Origin of the sequence: Longimycelium tulufanense, from assembly GCF_014645795.1 — a bacterium.
Lineage (GTDB): Bacteria > Actinomycetota > Actinomycetes > Mycobacteriales > Pseudonocardiaceae > Longimycelium > Longimycelium tulufanense.
The window spans coordinates 31,932-47,424 of sequence record NZ_BMMK01000040.1 but is presented as its reverse complement, the minus strand read 5'-3'; the positions used below and the strand labels follow the sequence as shown (position 1 = coordinate 47,424).

The 15,493-nt window shown below is 71.8% G+C and carries 13 protein-coding genes and 1 tRNA gene; 8 read left to right on the top strand and 6 right to left on the bottom strand.

The window, feature by feature from the left end; translation table 11 throughout:
• Positions 1-74: 74 nt before the first annotated feature.
• Both IEY55_RS27245 and IEY55_RS27240 read right to left on the bottom strand, forming a co-directional pair.
• Entirely contained in the window at positions 75-257 is a 183-nt protein-coding gene (locus IEY55_RS27245; protein WP_189061423.1) for a hypothetical protein, read from the bottom strand.
• A gap of 462 nt (positions 258-719) precedes the next feature.
• A tRNA-Leu gene (locus tag IEY55_RS27240) sits at positions 720-802 on the bottom strand.
• A 195-nt stretch (positions 803-997) separates the two neighbouring features.
• Between IEY55_RS27240 and IEY55_RS27235 the strand changes: the two genes are divergently transcribed.
• The 7 genes from IEY55_RS27235 to pknB all read left to right on the top strand — a co-directional run bounded on the left by IEY55_RS27235 (position 998) and on the right by pknB (position 10,540).
• Positions 998-2,197, top strand: a complete 1,200-nt coding sequence (locus tag IEY55_RS27235) for an FHA domain-containing protein (RefSeq protein WP_189061427.1) — start codon at positions 998-1,000, stop codon at positions 2,195-2,197.
• Positions 2,198-2,243: 46 nt separating this feature from the next.
• Entirely contained in the window at positions 2,244-2,702 is a 459-nt protein-coding gene (locus IEY55_RS27230) for an FHA domain-containing protein FhaB/FipA (RefSeq protein ID WP_189061422.1), read from the top strand.
• Entirely contained in the window at positions 2,699-4,123 is a 1,425-nt protein-coding gene (locus IEY55_RS27225) for a PP2C family protein-serine/threonine phosphatase (protein ID WP_189061421.1), read from the top strand. Before IEY55_RS27230 ends, IEY55_RS27225 begins: the two co-directional genes overlap by 4 nt.
• Entirely contained in the window at positions 4,123-5,592 is a 1,470-nt protein-coding gene (locus IEY55_RS27220; RefSeq protein WP_189061420.1) for an FtsW/RodA/SpoVE family cell cycle protein, read from the top strand. Before IEY55_RS27225 ends, IEY55_RS27220 begins: the two co-directional genes overlap by 1 nt.
• Positions 5,589-7,061 (top strand): peptidoglycan D,D-transpeptidase FtsI family protein, encoded by a 1,473-nt coding sequence (locus tag IEY55_RS27215; protein ID WP_189061419.1) that lies wholly within the window; start codon positions 5,589-5,591, stop codon positions 7,059-7,061. Before IEY55_RS27220 ends, IEY55_RS27215 begins: the two co-directional genes overlap by 4 nt.
• A gap of 2 nt (positions 7,062-7,063) precedes the next feature.
• Positions 7,064-8,473 (top strand): serine/threonine-protein kinase, encoded by a 1,410-nt coding sequence (locus tag IEY55_RS27210; protein WP_189061418.1) that lies wholly within the window; start codon positions 7,064-7,066, stop codon positions 8,471-8,473.
• Between the two features lie 69 nt (positions 8,474-8,542).
• On the top strand, positions 8,543-10,540 hold the full coding sequence (gene pknB / locus IEY55_RS27205) for a Stk1 family PASTA domain-containing Ser/Thr kinase (protein ID WP_189061417.1): 1,998 nt from the start codon (positions 8,543-8,545) through the stop codon (positions 10,538-10,540).
• Between the two features lie 293 nt (positions 10,541-10,833).
• Here the strand turns inward: pknB and IEY55_RS27200 are convergent, their stop codons facing one another.
• The 4 genes from IEY55_RS27200 to IEY55_RS27185 are packed head-to-tail and all read right to left on the bottom strand — an operon-like array spanning position 10,834 to position 14,625.
• A complete protein-coding gene (locus IEY55_RS27200; protein WP_189061416.1) occupies positions 10,834-11,475 on the bottom strand; it encodes an aminodeoxychorismate/anthranilate synthase component II in 642 nt (213 codons plus the stop codon).
• A 55-nt stretch (positions 11,476-11,530) separates the two neighbouring features.
• Positions 11,531-11,710: a hypothetical protein gene (locus IEY55_RS27195; protein ID WP_189061415.1), complete on the bottom strand. Its 180-nt coding sequence runs from the start codon at positions 11,708-11,710 to the stop codon at positions 11,531-11,533.
• Positions 11,711-13,873, bottom strand: coding sequence for a class E sortase (locus tag IEY55_RS32325; protein WP_229686801.1), 2,163 nt, complete (start codon positions 13,871-13,873; stop codon positions 11,711-11,713). It abuts the gene before it with no gap.
• A complete protein-coding gene (locus IEY55_RS27185) occupies positions 13,870-14,625 on the bottom strand; it encodes a DUF881 domain-containing protein (protein WP_229686800.1) in 756 nt (251 codons plus the stop codon). The genes IEY55_RS32325 and IEY55_RS27185 overlap by 4 nt, the downstream gene beginning before the upstream one ends.
• A gap of 223 nt (positions 14,626-14,848) precedes the next feature.
• On the opposite strand from IEY55_RS27185, the gene crgA reads away from it, so the two are divergent.
• On the top strand, positions 14,849-15,115 hold the full coding sequence (gene crgA / locus IEY55_RS27180) for a cell division protein CrgA (protein WP_189061414.1): 267 nt from the start codon (positions 14,849-14,851) through the stop codon (positions 15,113-15,115).
• Positions 15,116-15,493: the final 378 nt, after the last annotated feature.

Genomic DNA, 15,493 nt, shown 5'->3' with positions numbered 1-15,493 from the left:
GTCACAACCCGATCTTGGACACCCTTCGCCTGTCTCCAGGGACCACCCCGACTTCGGAATTACTCGTCTAGTGCTCACGGATCACCCGGGCGGCCGGGGAGCGCGACGCGCTGGGTGAGCAGGCTCGGCAGCAACGCCAAACCCGCGGTGCCCCACCCTCGGCCCAGCCGGCCCACCCGGATCTGCCGGCAGCAGAGCATCACCACCCCGCCCGCCCGAACGATCAACGGGAGCCGGCGGCAACCCCGCGGAGACACCCCCTGAGGTGGTAGATGTGAGCGGCGACACAAATTTGCTCCCGCGGAAAGCGGGGAACCAGAACCCGCCCAACCCACCCACGCCCTGCGATTCCGCGACTACCGCAAACCAAAACCATGGAGAACCGCGCGTCAACCACCACCGAAACCCGCGCGATTCCCTACCCGCCGTCCGCCGTAACCGACCCACAGCAACACCACAACTACAAGACGCAGCAAGGGCCGAAACCGGGACCCTCCCAGCCCAGCACTCGCGCCGCCACGAGCATCCGTTCCGGCGGGCACGCAGTGGGCAACCAAGCCCCCGAGCAGCGGACGCCGTAAGCCAGAACCAGCGAAGGCGACAACAGGAGTCGGTCCGGGGCTTGCCCCAAGGGGTCTGGGCGCAAGCCTCCAGAAAAGACTGAAGGCGACGTATGTTCGCGCTTTCCGCGAACTACGTCGCCCTGTCGTTCGGGTCGGTGGGCGAGGAGGGAGTTGAACCCTCACGTCCTTGCGGACACACGGACCTGAACCGTGCGCGTCTGCCATTCCGCCACTCGCCCGCGGCGGAGTTTCCCCTCGCCGTGGTTGCCGGGAAAGGTTAGCACGGTCGTGGGAGGGGGTGCCGCAAGGGGGGTGACCCGCCCCGAGCTACCCGCTGTGACCAGCGCGTTCACCCCTCCGCGACTAGCTGGCTGTCGCAGTGCGCCGGCACGGATACGATCGGAGACTGGGGAGCCGTACGCGTGGAGGTTGCCGTGGGCCTCGTGCAGCGCTTCGAGCGCAGACTCGAAGGCATCGTGGGCAATACCTTCGCGCGCGTATTCGGCGGCCAGGTAGTACCACAGGAGGTGGCCCAAGGACTGCAGCGGGAAGCCGAGGTGCACGTCAGGGAGCTGGCCGGGGGGCGGCTGCTCGCACCGAACCACTATGTGGTCACACTCGGCCCGGGCGACCACGACCAGCTCGCGGTCGACGAGGACCGCATCACCCACCTCCTCGCCGAGAGCGTCCGGGAACACCTCGAAGAGCAGGGGTGGGACACCTATGGTGACGTCGTAGTCTCCCTGGAGCGCTCCGAGGCGCTGCACACCGGACAGTTCCGAACCAGCTCGTCCGTCGACCCCGACGCATCGCCGAGCCGACGGCCGGCGAAACCTCGCACCGCAGGAGACCGACCCATGAGCCAGCCACCCGGCCAGTACCCCCCACAGGGCGATCCGTACGGACAGCAGCACGGCGGTCAGCAGGGGTACGGCTATGACCAGGGCTACGGCCAAGGCCAAGGTCAGTACGGCTATGACCAGGGCTACGGCCAGCAGCAGGGGTACAACGACCCGAACTACGGCGGCCAGTACGGCGGGCAGCCCGGTTACGACCAGGGGTACGGGCAGGCGCCGCAGGGCTACGGCCAGCCCGGCTACGAGCAGGGCGGCTACGGCGCCCCGCCGCCCGCCCCGGGCGGGTACGACCAGGGGTACGGGCAGGCGCCGCAGGGCTACGGCCAGCCCGGCTACGAGCAGGGCGGCTACGGCGCCCCGCCGTCCCCCCCGGGTGGCTTCGAGCAGGGCGGCTACGGCGCTCCCCCGGCTCCGGGCGGGTACCCCCCGCCGCCGGACCCGGGCGCCGGCGGTTACGCGCCGCCCGCGGTGCAGACGGGCCCGCGGCAGCTCAACGCGATGTTGCAGCTCGACGACGGCTCCAACCGCACCTACCAGCTGCAGCAGGGCAGCAACGTGGTGGGCCGCGGCCAGGACGCGCACTTCCGGCTGCCCGACACCGGGGTGTCCCGACGGCACCTGGAGATCACCTGGGACGGCCAGAGCGCGATGCTGGCAGACCTCGGTTCCACCAACGGCACCACGGTGAACGGCCAGCCCATGCAGACTTGGCAGCTCAACGAGGGTGACGTGATCCGCATCGGGCACTCGACCCTGGTCTTCCGGATCCAGGGCTGACGCGGGCGCTAACGGATCAACGAGGCGACGGGAGCGGCTGCGACAGGTGCCAGAGCTGGTGATGCAACTGACCAGAGCAGGGTTCCTCGCCCTGCTCTGGCTGTTCGTGCTGGCCGCGCTGCGCGTGGTCCGCTCGGACCTGTACGCGGCCTCCGGGCTGCGGGCGACGGTGCCGGGGTTCCGGCGTTCCGCGGGCAAGCCGGTGCGGGGTAAGGCGCCCCGCCAGCTCGTGGTGACCCACGGCGCGCTGGCCGGAACCCGGATCACGCTGGAGGGCCGGCCCATCCTGATCGGCCGGGCCGACGACTCGACCCTGGTGCTCGACGACGACTACGCGTCCACCAGGCACGCCCGGCTCTCGCTGCGGGGCACCGACTGGTACGTGGAGGACCTGGGTTCCACCAACGGCACCTACCTCGACCGGGCGAAGGTCACGGCACCCACCCGGGTCCCGCTCGGCGTCCCGATCCGCATCGGCAAGACGGTGATCGAGCTGCGCTCATGACCCTCGTCCTCCGCTACGCAGCCCGCAGCGACCGGGGCCTGGTCCGCTCCAACAACCAGGACTCCGTGTACGCCGGCCCCCGACTGCTCGCGCTCGCCGACGGCATGGGCGGACACGCCGCCGGCGAGGTGGCGAGCAAGGTGGTGATCGCCGCCCTCGCCCCGCTGGACGACGACGAGCCGGGCGAGGACCTGCTCGGGCAGCTGCGGGAGGCCACGCTGGCCGGGAACGCGGCCATCGCCGAGCTGGTGTCCAGCGACCCCGACCTGGAGGGCATGGGCACCACCCTGACCGCGGTCCTGTTCGCCGGCAACAAGATCGGCATGGTGCACGTCGGTGACTCCCGCGCCTACCTGCTGCGGGAGGGCACGCTCAGCCAGATCACCCACGACGACACCTTCGTGCAGTCGCTGATCGACGAGGGCCGGATCACCGCGGAGGAGGCGGCCACCCACCCGCAGCGCTCGCTACTGCTGCGCGCGTTGACCGGGCACGAGGTGGAGCCGAGCCTGACCGTGCGGGAGGCCCGCGCCGGCGACCGCTATCTGCTGTGCTCGGACGGGCTGTCCGGTGTGGTCAGCGCGGAGACGCTGGCCGAGGCGCTGGGCATCAGCGACCCGCAGGAGGCCGCGGACCGGCTGATCGAGCTGGCGCTCAAGGGCGGCGGCCCGGACAACGTCACGGTGATCGTGGCGGACGTGGTGGACGTCGACTTCGGCGAGGACGCCCCGATCGTGGGAGGCGCCGCCGGGGAGGGTGACGACCCGCCACCACCGGACTCGCCGGCCTCGCGCGCGGCGATGACCACGCCGCGCCCGCAGCAGCCGCCGCGGACCGAGCCGATGCTGCAGCCGCCGGAGGACCCCCCGCGCCGCCGCGGCCTGCGCACGGTGTTGACCAGCCTGGTGGTGCTCGGCCTGCTGGCCGGTGCGTTCTTCGCCGGCCGGTACTGGGTGCTGCAGCAGTACTACGTGGGTGCCACCGAGGACGGCCGCGTGGTGATCTTCCAGGGCGTCCGGGGCAGTTTCCTGGGTATCCCGCTGCACCGGCAGCGGGAGGGTTCGTGCGCCGCCGGCGTACCCAACTGTGAGGAGATCGCCGTCAAGGACCTGGAGCCCGCCGCCCGCGACAGCGTGCGCAGCGGGATCACCAGCTCGAAGGGTCTGGAGGGCGCGCGGGAGACGGTGCGTCGGGTGCGGATGCGGCTGTTGCCGCTGTGCCCGACCGGCACCCAACCGTCCAACACCTCGCCCGGCGAGCCCGGGCAGCCGTCCCCGGCCGGCCCGCCTCCCACGACGCCGGCGGAGCCCGCCGGCCAGAGCCCCTCACCGGCCCACCCGTCGGAGAGCAGCGGACCGGAGGCCACCCCGCTGCCCTCGACGTCACTCAAGCCGGATGTGGAGTGCCGGACGGTGAGGTGATGACACAGCCGACAACCGGTGGAGGCGCGACGTCCACGAACCCCGGCCTGTCGACCAACCCCGGCGCCGTCCCCACGCGCCGGGGCACCGAGCTGATCCTGCTGGCGTTCGCCGCCGGGATCGTGACGCTGGCGAACGTGCTGGTCGAGGCCAACCAGACGGAGAGCGTCACCGCGGACGTGCTCTGGTACGGGCTGGCCTACCTGGGCCTGTTCGGGGTGGCGCACGTGGCGGTGCGCCTGCTCACCCCGTACGCGGACCCGCTGATCCTGCCGTGCGTGGCGTTGCTCAACGGGCTGGGGCTGGTGATGATCCAGCGGCTGGATCCCTCGATCCAGGAGCACCTGCGCGCGCTCGGGGTGGACGAGAGGTTCGTCCCGAACGACCAGGGCCCGAAGCAGGTGCTGTGGACGGCGATCGCGCTGGGCCTGTTCGTCGCGGTGCTGGTGGTGATCAAGGACCACCGCCGGCTGGCCAAGTACGGCTACACCTGCGGCCTGGCCGGCCTGGTGCTGCTGGCGTTGCCGGGCCTGCTGCCGGCCTCCATCTCCGAGGCCAACGGCGCCAAGATCTGGCTGCGGCTGGGCATCTTCTCCATCCAGCCGGGTGAGTTCGCCAAGATCCTGCTGATGATCTTCTTCGCCTCGTTCCTGGTGGCGAAGCGGGACCTGTTCATGCACGCGGGCAAGCGGGTGCTGGGCATGGACCTGCCGCGGGCCCGGGACATGGCGCCGCTGTTCGCCGCGTGGGGCCTGTCGGTCGGCGTGCTGGTGCTGGAGAAGGACCTGGGCACCTCGCTGCTGTTCTTCGGCATCGTGCTGGTGATGCTCTACATCGCGACCGAGCGCGCGGTGTGGCTGGTCATCGGCCTGACCTTCTTCATGGCCGGCTGTGTCATCGCCTACAACCTGTTCAGCCACGTGCAGCTGCGGGTGGACATCTGGCTGGACCCGTTCGCGGACTTCTTCGGCAAGGGCAACCAGCTCGCGCTGGCCCTGTTCGGCATGGGCACCGGGGGCATCTTCGGTACCGGGCTCGGTGCGGGGCGGCCGGAGCTGGTGGCGTTCGCCAACTCCGACTTCATTCTCTCCTCGATCGCCGAGGAGGTCGGTTTCGTCGGGTTCGCCGCGGTGCTGATGGTCTACCTGATGCTGTCGATGCGGGGGCTGCGCAGCGCGCTGGCGGTGCGGGACAGCTTCGGCAAGCTGCTCGGCGGGGGCCTGGCCTTCGCCATCGGTTTCCAGGTGTTCGTGGTGGCCGGCGGCGTGACGAAGCTGATCCCGCTGACCGGTCTGACCGCGCCGTTCCTGGCGCTGGGTGGCTCGTCACTGGTGGCGAACTACGCCCTGGTGGCGTTGTTGCTGCGCATCTCCGACGCCGCGCGGCGGCCGGTGACGGTGCCCAAGCCGCGCCCGCAACAGGCGCCCATTGCCGAAGCGAGCACGATCCTGGTGGAGCGTCCACGATGAACACGCCGCTGCGCCGGGTGGCGCTCTCCGTGATGGTGATGATGGTCCTGCTACTGGCCAACGCCACCTACATCCAGGTCATCAAGGCCGACGAGTACCGCAAGGACCCGCGGAACACGCGGGTGGTGATGGAGGAGTACTCCCGGCAGCGCGGGAAGATCATCGCCGCCGGGCAGCCGCTGGCCGACGCCAAGGAGACCAACGACCGGCTGAAGTACCTGCGCACCTACCCGCAGGGCCCGATGTACGCGCACGTCACCGGGTTCTACTCGCCGCAGTACGGTGGGCGCGGTCTGGAGTGGGCGGAGAACGAGGTGCTCAACGGCTCGGACGACCGGCTGTTCGTGCGCCGGCTGTCCGACCTGATCACCGGCCGCGATCCCCGCGGCGGCAACGTCGAGACGACGATCGACCCGAAGGTGCAGCAGGCGGCCTACGAGGCAATGACCGCCAAGAACTTCAAGGGCGCGGTCGTGGCGCTGGACCCGAAGACGGGTGCGGTGCTGGGCATGGTGAGCACCCCGTCCTACGACCCCAACCGGCTGTCCTCGCACGACCCGGAGGTCGTGCAGCAGGCGTGGAAGGCCTACACCGCGGAGTCGGGGGACAAGCCGATCCTCAACCGCGCGGTGTCCGAGAGCTACCCGCCGGGGTCGACGTTCAAGCTGGTGACCGCCGCGGCGGCGCTGCAGAGCGGCTTCGACAAGAACAGCCAGCTCACCGCGGCGCCGTCCATCCAGCTGCCGCAGAGCACCAAGAGCCTGCCCAACTTCGCCAACATGCGGTGCGGCAGCGGGCAGACCGCCTCGCTGGAGCTCGCGCTGGCGTTGTCCTGCAACACCGCGTTCGCCGAGCTGGCCGGCAAGCTGGGCGAGGACAAGCTGCGGGCGCAGGCCGAGAAGTTCGGCATCAACGGCGCCGAGCAGGAGATCCCGCTGTCGGTGGTGCCCTCCTCGCTCGGCGACATCCCGGACCAGGCCGCGCTCTACCAGACCGGTATCGGCCAGCGGGACGTGCGGATGACGCCGCTGCAGGACGCCGTGGTGGCGGCGACGATCGCCAACGGCGGGATGCGGATGCAACCGCACCTGGTCAAGTCGATCACGTCGGCGGACCTGACCGAGCTGGACACCACCAAGCCGAAGCAGGTCGAGCGGGCGATGAACGCCAACGCCGCGGCCACGTTGCGGGACATGATGATCAAGTCCGAGCAGAACACCAGGGGCGAGGGCAAGATCGCCGGGGTACAGATCGCGTCCAAGACCGGCACCGCCGAGCACGGTGCGAACCCCGAGCAGGTCAACCCGCACGCCTGGTACGTGGCGTTCGCCCCGGCCGAGGACCCCAAGGTGGCGGTGGCGGTGATCGTCGAGGACGGCGGTGACCGCGGCCTGGGGGCCACCGGCGGGGCCGTGGCGGCACCGATCGGCCGGGCCGTCATCCGGGCGGCGTTGCAGGGAGGTGGCTGAGGGTGCTCACCTCCGGGCAGCTGCTCGCTGACCGGTACCGCCTGGCGCGGCGCATCGCCGTCGGCGGGATGGGAGAGGTGTGGGAGGCCGCCGACACCCGGCTGGACCGCCGGGTCGCGGTGAAGGTGCTCAAGCCGGAGCTGTGCGGGAACGCCGAGTTCCTGCACCGGTTCCGCACCGAGGCCAGGACCACCGCCTCGCTCAACCATCCCGGCGTCGCGGCGGTGCACGACTACGGCGAGACGGCGGCGGTGGCCGGCGGCCCGGAGGACACCGCGTACCTGGTGATGGAGCTGGTCGGGGGCGAGCCGCTGGCGGCGGTGCTGGCCCGGGAGGGCCGGCTGGGCCCCGACCGCACCCTCGATGTGCTGGAGCAGGCCGGGCACGCGCTGCAGGCCGCGCACGAGCGGGGCCTGGTGCACCGCGACATCAAGCCCGGCAACATCCTGGTCACCCCGAACGGGCGAGTGAAGATCACCGACTTCGGTATCGCCAAGGCGGCGCACGCGGCGCCGGTGACCCGCTCCGGCATGGTGATGGGCACCGCGCACTACATCGCGCCGGAGCAGGCGGTGGGGCAGGAGGCGGAACCGGCCAGCGATGTTTACTCACTGGCGGTGGTGGGCTACGAGTGCCTGAGTGGGCACCGGCCGTTCCTGTCCGACAACGCCGTCACCGTGGCGATGATGCACATCCGCGACGTTCCGGCGCCGCTGCCGCCGGACGTCCCGATCGGGGCACGCGCCCTGATCGAGGCCACGCTGGTCAAGGACCCACGGCAGCGGTACCGGACCGGCGGGGAGTTCGCCGCGGCGGTGGCCGCCGTGCGGGCCGGTCACCCGTTGCCACCACCGTCCGGGATGGCCCTGGGGGCGGTGCCGGCCGCGGCGGTGCCGGCGATGACCGTCGCCCCCGGCGGGATGCCGGGCGCCCCGGTGTCCGGGGGGTTCCCAATCGTCGTGGCGCCGGCCCCGCGCCGGCACCGGATGTGGGTATGGGTGCTGGCCGTCTTGTTGGCCGTGGCCGCTTTGGTGTTGGGTGCTTGGGGCGTGCGCGAGGTGGTGCGGTCCGGTACGGCCGCGCCCGCGCGTTCGCCCTCCGTGGCCCCCTCCGACGAGGAGGAGCGGGTGCGGGAGGCTGAGTCCGGGCGGATCGGCCGTCCCGGGCGGTCGGGGGTGGCGGCGAACCCGCTGCCCCCGGTCGTGATCGATCGGGAGGATTACGTGGGACGAGCGGCCGCCGACGCCGCCGACCGGCTCACCGGTGCGGGCCTGCTACCGCGGGTGCGCACCGATGCCGGTCGAACACCCCAGGACCTGCACCGGTGCCTGGTCACCGGGGTGGACCCGGAGGGTGCGGCCCCGGTGGGCTCCCACGTGACGGTGTCGTGCAGGCCGGACGAGGGACGCTGACCAAGGCAGCGACCAGGAGCCCAGGCATGATGAGACATCACAGTTGACGAGGAGCGGGACGACGCACCGATGAGCACTCCGCGACTGCTCTCCAACCGCTACGAGCTGGGTGAGACGCTCGGCTACGGCGGCATGTCGGAGGTCCACCGCGGCCGCGACGTTCGCCTGGGCCGTGACGTGGCGGTGAAGGTGCTACGCGCCGACCTCGCCCGCGACCCCCAGTTCCAGCTGCGCTTCCGTCGGGAGGCGCAGAACGCCGCCGCGCTGAACCACCCGGCCATCGTGGCGGTGTACGACACCGGCGAGACCGAGACGGAGTACGGGCCGCTGCCCTACATCGTCATGGAGTACGTCGACGGCCGGACGCTGCGGGACATCATCAAGTCGGAGGGCCCGGTGCAGCCGCGGCGTGCCATGGAGATCATGGCCGACGTTTGTGCGGCGCTGGACTTCAGCCACCGGCACGGCATCGTGCACCGCGACGTCAAGCCGGCGAACGTGATGATCACCCGCTCCGGTGCGGTCAAGGTGATGGACTTCGGCATCGCGCGTGCGGTGGCCGACGGGCAGGCCGCGGTGACGCAGACGGCGGCGGTGATCGGCACCGCGCAGTACCTGTCGCCGGAGCAGGCACGGGGCGAGTCGGTCGACGCGCGGTCGGACGTGTACGCGACCGGGTGCGTCCTGTTCGAGCTGTTGACCGGGGAGCCGCCGTTCACCGGTGACTCGCCGGTGGCCGTGGCCTACCAGCACGTGCGGGAGGACCCGCGGGCGCCGTCGGCGGTGAATCCGCAGGTGCCGCAGACGCTGGACGCGATCGTGCTCAAGGCGATGAGCAAGAACCCGGCCAACCGGTACCAGTCGGCCGCCGAGATGCGGGCGGACCTGGTGCGGGTGTTGTCCGGGCAGCGGCCGTCCGCACCGATGGTGATGTCGGAGGAGGAGCGCACCACGATGATGGGCGCTCCCAACTCCACCCAGGTGATGGGCGGGCGGCACCGGCCGGACGCGCTGGTGGAGGATCCGGAGGACCTCGAGGACGAGCGGGCCGCCCGACGGCGCAAGGGCCTGGTGATCGCGCTGGTGACGGTGCTGTGCATCGGTGTGCTCGCGCTGGCGGCGTGGTTGACCTCGAGCCTGCTGGGTGGCCAGGGCACGGCGGAGAAGATCTCCATGCCGAACCTGGTGGGCAAGCGGGTGGAGGCCGCCCAGCAACAGCTCACCAGCCAGGGCCTGAACAACGTGGCGGTGCAGAACGTGCCCTCCACCCGGGAGCAGGTCGGCTTCGTGGTGAAGACCGAGCCCGGGGCGAACACCCAGATCGACAAGAGCACGAAGATCACGCTGCACGTGGGGCAGGGCCCGGAGACGGTGTCGGTACCGGACCTGACCGGCAAGACCCCGGAGCAGGCGCGGGCCGAGCTGGAGAAGCTCGGGCTGACGTTGTCCGGGAACCAGGGCCAGGAGGAGACGGACAACCCGTCGCTGGAGGGCAAGGTCGTCAAGCAGGACCCGGCGGCGAACGAGACCGCTCCCAAGGGCGCGACGGTGCGCATCACGGTGGGCAGGGCGCCGGAGCTGGTGACCGTCCCGGACGTCACGAACACCCCGGTCGAGCAGGCCAAGAAGAACCTGGCGGCGCTGGGGCTGGAGGTGCAGACCCAGCAGACCGCGAGCGACAAGGACGCCGGGATCGTCCTCCGGCAGGACCCGTCCGGCGGGAACAAGGTGAAGAAGGGGACGACGGTCACGCTGAGCGTCTCCGACGGCAGCCAGAAGGACATGTTGCAGATGCCGTCGTTGAAGGGGATGACCCTGGACGACGCGAAGCGGCTGCTGCGGAGCAAGGGCTGGAGCGGCACGATCGAGGAGCAGGAGGTCCCGGTCAACAGCGCCTCCCAGATCGGTCGGATCCAGGAGCAGGACCCGGCGGCCGGCAACAAGATCGACAAGAACCAGCGCATCCGGGTCGCGATCGGCAAGCGGGCGAGCGCGACGACGTCACCGAACCCGGGTGCGCCGGGCGGCATCTTCCCGCCGGGTAACCGCGAGGGCGACGGCAGCTGACCGGCCGCCCCCGACCGCGTGCGGACGGGCTCCACACCGGATGAGGTGTGGAGCCCGTTTTCCGTTGCGGTGGAGGGGGAAGTGAGCCGGACCCGGTTCCGGCGATGGCTGAGGCTGCCCCCGGAGCAATGCCACCGTCACCATGTGGCTCAGTGAGCGCCAGCTGCCGAGTGAGGGAGCGCCGCAGGCACCGCCGTTCGTCGAGCGCCGCCCGGACACACGTCGTGGCGAGACAGGACAATCCCGTCAGGCGGGGGCGTCGGCCTCGTCGTCCGCCGCCGGGCGCGGGCCGGTCAGACCTGGGCGGCCGAGGCCAGCGAACGCATGGCACCGTCCAGCTCGGCGACCCGGCCGGCGGGGACCTCGTGGCCGCAGGCGGCCATCCAGTTGGCGAGCAGCAGGTGCCCGCCCTCGGTGAGCACCGACTCCGGATGGAACTGCACACCCTCGACCGGCAGTTCGCGGTGCCGCACCGCCATCACCACACCCGACTCGGTGTGACCGGTGACCTCCAGCTCGTCCGGGATCGTGTCGGCCCGGACGGCGAGCGAGTGGTAGCGGGTCGCGGTGAACGGCCGCGGCAGGCCGGTGAGCACCCCGGCCCCGTCGTGGTGCACCTGGCTCGTCTTGCCGTGCAGCAGCTCGGGTGCCCGCTCGACCGTCGCGCCCCACACCGCACCGATCGCCTGGTGCCCGAGGCACACCCCGAGCACCGGCACCCGGCGCTCGGCGCAGCGCCGGATGACGTCCATGCTGGTCCCCGCCCGCTCCGGGGTGCCCGGACCGGGGCTGACCAGCACGCCGTCCGCCGCGTCCACCTCGTCGAGCCGGACCACGTCGTTGCGCCGCACCACCGGGTCGGCGCCGAGCTGGGCCAGGTACTGGACGAGGTTGTAGACGAAGCTGTCGTAGTTGTCGACGACGAGGACGCGCACCCGGCCAGCTTACGGGTCGACGCCAGTGTCCCCGGTCACGGCGGGCCGCGGGCGCTCAGCCGACGGTCACCGGCTCGCCCGGGTCGGTCGTCACCTGGTTGAACGGCAGCATCGGCTCGACCCAGGGGAAGACGACGAACAGCAGCAGGGCGACGACGGCAGCGGTCAGGAACAACGCCTCGACGATCTTCACCACGAGCGGTCCGGGCAGGTGCCGCCAGATCCAGCCGTACACTCAGCCCTCCTTCAGCTCGTCCGGAAGCTTGCCGGGCTCGATATCGCTCTTCTTCATCTCCTTGACCAGCACGGCGTGGATGATGAGCCGCTCCCGGGCCGAGAACTTCGGGTGGCAGGTGGTCAAGGTCAGCAGCTTGAGCTGCTGGTCCTTGGGCAGCCGGGCGTTGGGGTTGTTCGGCACCGGCGCGATGACGTCGGAGCGGTCGGGCGTGACGATCTGCTGCCCGAACGTCTTGGCGTACGGGCCGCCGCCCGGGGCGGAGGTGCGCAGGGGCGTCACCTTGTCGCAGCGCGCCTGGTTGCCCTTGCTGGTGTTGTCCTTGAACCAGCCGTCGGCCTCGGACCGCATCGGCAGGACCCGGTAGACGTACCAGGACGATGCCGTCTCGACGACGACGGCATCGCAGGACTCCAGCACGTCCAGGTCGTTGAACGGCGCCCCCTTGCCGACGCGGTGCCCGGCGACGGCGAAGTTGCCGGGCTGCCCGGGTAGCGCGGTGTCCTTGTAGTGCCCGGGACCGGCCTCGATGGTCTTGTCGTCGGTTCCTTCCAGGACGGTGAACGCGAAGTCGGGGCCGAACTTGGGGATGTACATCTTGGCAAAGCCCTCGCCGGTGGCGAGGTTGAAGTGCTCACCGCGCTCCAGGGGGTCCTGGCCGTCGCGCCAGCGCTGGTCCAGCGCCTGGGTGACGTCGTTCTGCTTGCCCGCCGAGATCCAGTCGGTCACGTAGACCTCGTAGACGACGAACAGCAGCACCACGAGGCCCGCGGTGAGCATCAGCTCGCCGAACGTGCGGAGGGCGATGTGGACGGGATCGCGCTTCTTCGGCTCCGGGCGCTCCTGTGCACGCGCGTCGTCGGAGATCTCGTCCTCGTCGTCGAGGTCGTCGTCGACCTCGGCCACGGGCTCCGGCCCAGGGGTGCGGGCGCGGCGGGGCACCGGGGGCAGGACCTGGGTGAGCTGTGCGTCGGGACCCTGCGGCGCGGGGACGCGCGGCAGAACCACGGTCTCGTCCCCGGCCGGCGGTGGCGCCGGTGGGTGGTGCCGGCGACCCGGCGCCGCGAGCCGGTCGGCCTGCTGGGGGCCGGTCCCGGACAGGGGGTCCCGGTGGGGCGGGCGAGCCCCGGCGAGCGGGTTGGGGTGGAACCGGGTCGGTCCGGCACCGGGGTCCCCGCGGCCCGGACCGGCGAGCAGGTCCGGTGGCTGCGGCCCGGACCCGGTCAACGGGTCGCGCGGCGGGCGGCCGGACCCGAGCGGGTCCCCCTGGGGAGCGGGCCAGGCCGGCCCGGTCGCCGGCGAGCTCGGCGGCCCACCCGGTCCCGTGACGGCCGGGCTTGCCGGCGGCTCCGGGCGGGTCGGTACGCCGGGTAACGAGTTCAGGCCGGGCGCCACCGGCGGCGCCAACTCGGAGCGGACCCGACGCAGGGCCGCACCGCCGCCATGGGCGGTGCGGCCACCGGGCTGCGGCGGGGGTGGCGTGGCCGGCAAAGCGGCCGAGGGCGGCTGTGAGGTGGGGGGTGCGGCCGGTGGCGGAGCACCCTCGTCGTCCTCGGCCCGACGTCGCCTGCGACGGGGCCCCTCCGGGGGAACGACCGGGCGGACCGGTCCAGCCGCCGGCGAGGGGCTCTCGTCGAACCAGCCACGCTCGTTGCCCGCACCCGGGATCGCGTGCCGGCCGGTGCCCGTGGCAGCGGACGCGGACGACTCCGGGACCGCGTGCCGGCCCGTTCCGGTCCCGGCATCCTCCGGGGCAGGGGCCGCGTGCCGCCCGGTGCTCCCGGCGCCGGCGAACGGGTCGAAGGCGGGGTCGAGCGGGTCGACGGCCCGGCGCGCGTGCGGCGTACCCGGCCCGTTGCGCGGCTCGGGCTGCTGGCTCGGAGTTCCGAGGAAGGCGTCGGGCCGGGGACCGGGAGCCGGGAACAGGTCGCCAGCATGCCGGCCGGGACCGTCGAACGGGTCACCGTTCGACCCGGCGAAGGAGGCACCGTGCCGATGGCTCGACCCTGCAAGCAGGTCTCGCGACTGCCCTCCCGAACCCGGCAGCTCCTCCGGCGGGCCCGACGCCCCGGGGAACGTCTCCCGGCTCAGCTGGTCGACGGACGGGGCCGAGCGGGCGGTCGGACGGGGGCGGGGTCGTCGCGCCCTGCGGTCCTCGGTCACCGGGGCACCTCCTGGGCATTGTCGAGCCGCGGCGTACCCGGATAGCCGGGCACCCGGATGTCGTCCGAGCGCTCCACCCGGTAGCCGAGCCCGAAGGTCTGGACGTACTGCCGGAAGACCCGGACGCCGGGCTCGGCGTCGAGGGCGGCGGCCATCCGGTCGGGGTCGCCGATCGCACGGATCACGTACGGCGGAGAGTAGGTGCGGCCGTGCAAGAGCAGCGTGTTGCCAACGCACCGCGGTGCGGAAGTGCTCACCAGGCGCTGGTCGGCCACGGAGACCGCTTCGGCACCACCGGTCCACAACGCGTTCAGCACGCTCTGCAGGTCCTGCTGGTGCACGACCAGGTCGTTGGGGTTCGCGCCGGCCGGGTAACGGCCGTCCGGGCCGCGGGGCGCGTCGGTGAGCGTGACGGTGAGCCCGCCGCCGGCCAGCCCGGTCAGGCCGGCGGCCGGCCCCAGCTTGTCGGCGCGCTGCTGCAGGTCCCGCACCCGCTGGTCCGAACCGCCCGCCGCGCTCTCGGCCTCCCGCAGCTGGGCGCGCAGGTCGGCGAGGTGGTGCTCGGCCGCGCCCACCCTGGCGTCGGCGTCGCGGACCAGCCCGGACAGTTCGGTGGTACGGCCACCGCGGAGGTCGTAGCCGTCGGCCGTGTTGTGCGTGACGGCGAACAACACCCCGGCCAAGAGACAGAGGGCGGGGGCAGCGACCCACCAGCCCAGGGAGGCACCCGGTTGCTGGCTCAGCCGGCGCACGCGGGCTCCTTCCCTCGGTTCAGTGACATCACCGGTCGCGTCCGGCAGGACACGGCGGATTCGCTCACCTACTCGGCTACGTTAACGTGTCGAGTGGGCGGGAGTGTCGCACCAAACGACCAATAGTGGGTCGGGCGGTGTGTCCGACCCGTGACGAACGCGGTGTCCGACAGCACCGGTCGCGGCGCGGCCGGGCTGTCCGGTCAACTCGAGGCGAGGACAGATGCCCAAGTCGAAGGTCCGGAAGAAGGCCGTATACACCCCGCCGCCCGACCGGCGTACCCCCGTGCGGGCGAAGGCCGCGGGCCCGTCGCACCCCGTCTACATCACGGTGATGCTGGGGTTGATGCTGCTCGGGCTGGCGTGGCTGGTGGTCTACTACCTGGCCAGCGAGCAGATCAAGGTCATGGCGGATCTGGGTGCGTGGAACTTCGCGATCGGGTTCGCGCTGATGATCGTCGGCCTGCTGATGACGATGCGCTGGCGGTGAGCCCGCCGGCACCGTCCCGGTGACGAGCACGATGCCGGTCACCAGCACCGGTCGCCGGGTGGTCGCGGGGGCGGAGGGCCCAGCTCCCGCCGAGCGATGTCCCGGCAACCAGGTTCCCGCCAACAGGCCCCCTGTGACAGCCGCGCCGGCGCCCCGGCGTGCGGCGTACGGCCCCGTTGCGGCCCGCGTCCGAGGTAAGCCAGACGGGAGAGGCACACCGGTCGCAAGCCTGGAGAAGATCGCGGAAGGTGACGAAGGCCCGGATGTTCTCGCGTCCGGGCCTTCCGCTTGCGGTGGTTCGCGCGGCGGACCGTAGCTGAACCACATGGTTGTAAGTCATCCCCACTGGGGATAACTCCTGTGGACAACTTGCGATGT

Excerpts from the sequence above, each read along its gene's own strand:
- IEY55_RS27215 (WP_189061419.1), top strand. The coding sequence starts at position 5,589 with ATGAACACGCCGCTGCGCCGGGTGGCGCTCTCCGTGATGGTGATGATG.
- crgA (WP_189061414.1), top strand. The coding sequence starts at position 14,849 with ATGCCCAAGTCGAAGGTCCGGAAGAAGGCCGTATACACCCCGCCGCCC.
- IEY55_RS27220 (WP_189061420.1), top strand. The coding sequence starts at position 4,123 with ATGACACAGCCGACAACCGGTGGAGGCGCGACGTCCACGAACCCCGGC.
- pknB (WP_189061417.1), top strand. The coding sequence starts at position 8,543 with ATGAGCACTCCGCGACTGCTCTCCAACCGCTACGAGCTGGGTGAGACG.
- IEY55_RS27225 (WP_189061421.1), top strand. The coding sequence starts at position 2,699 with ATGACCCTCGTCCTCCGCTACGCAGCCCGCAGCGACCGGGGCCTGGTC.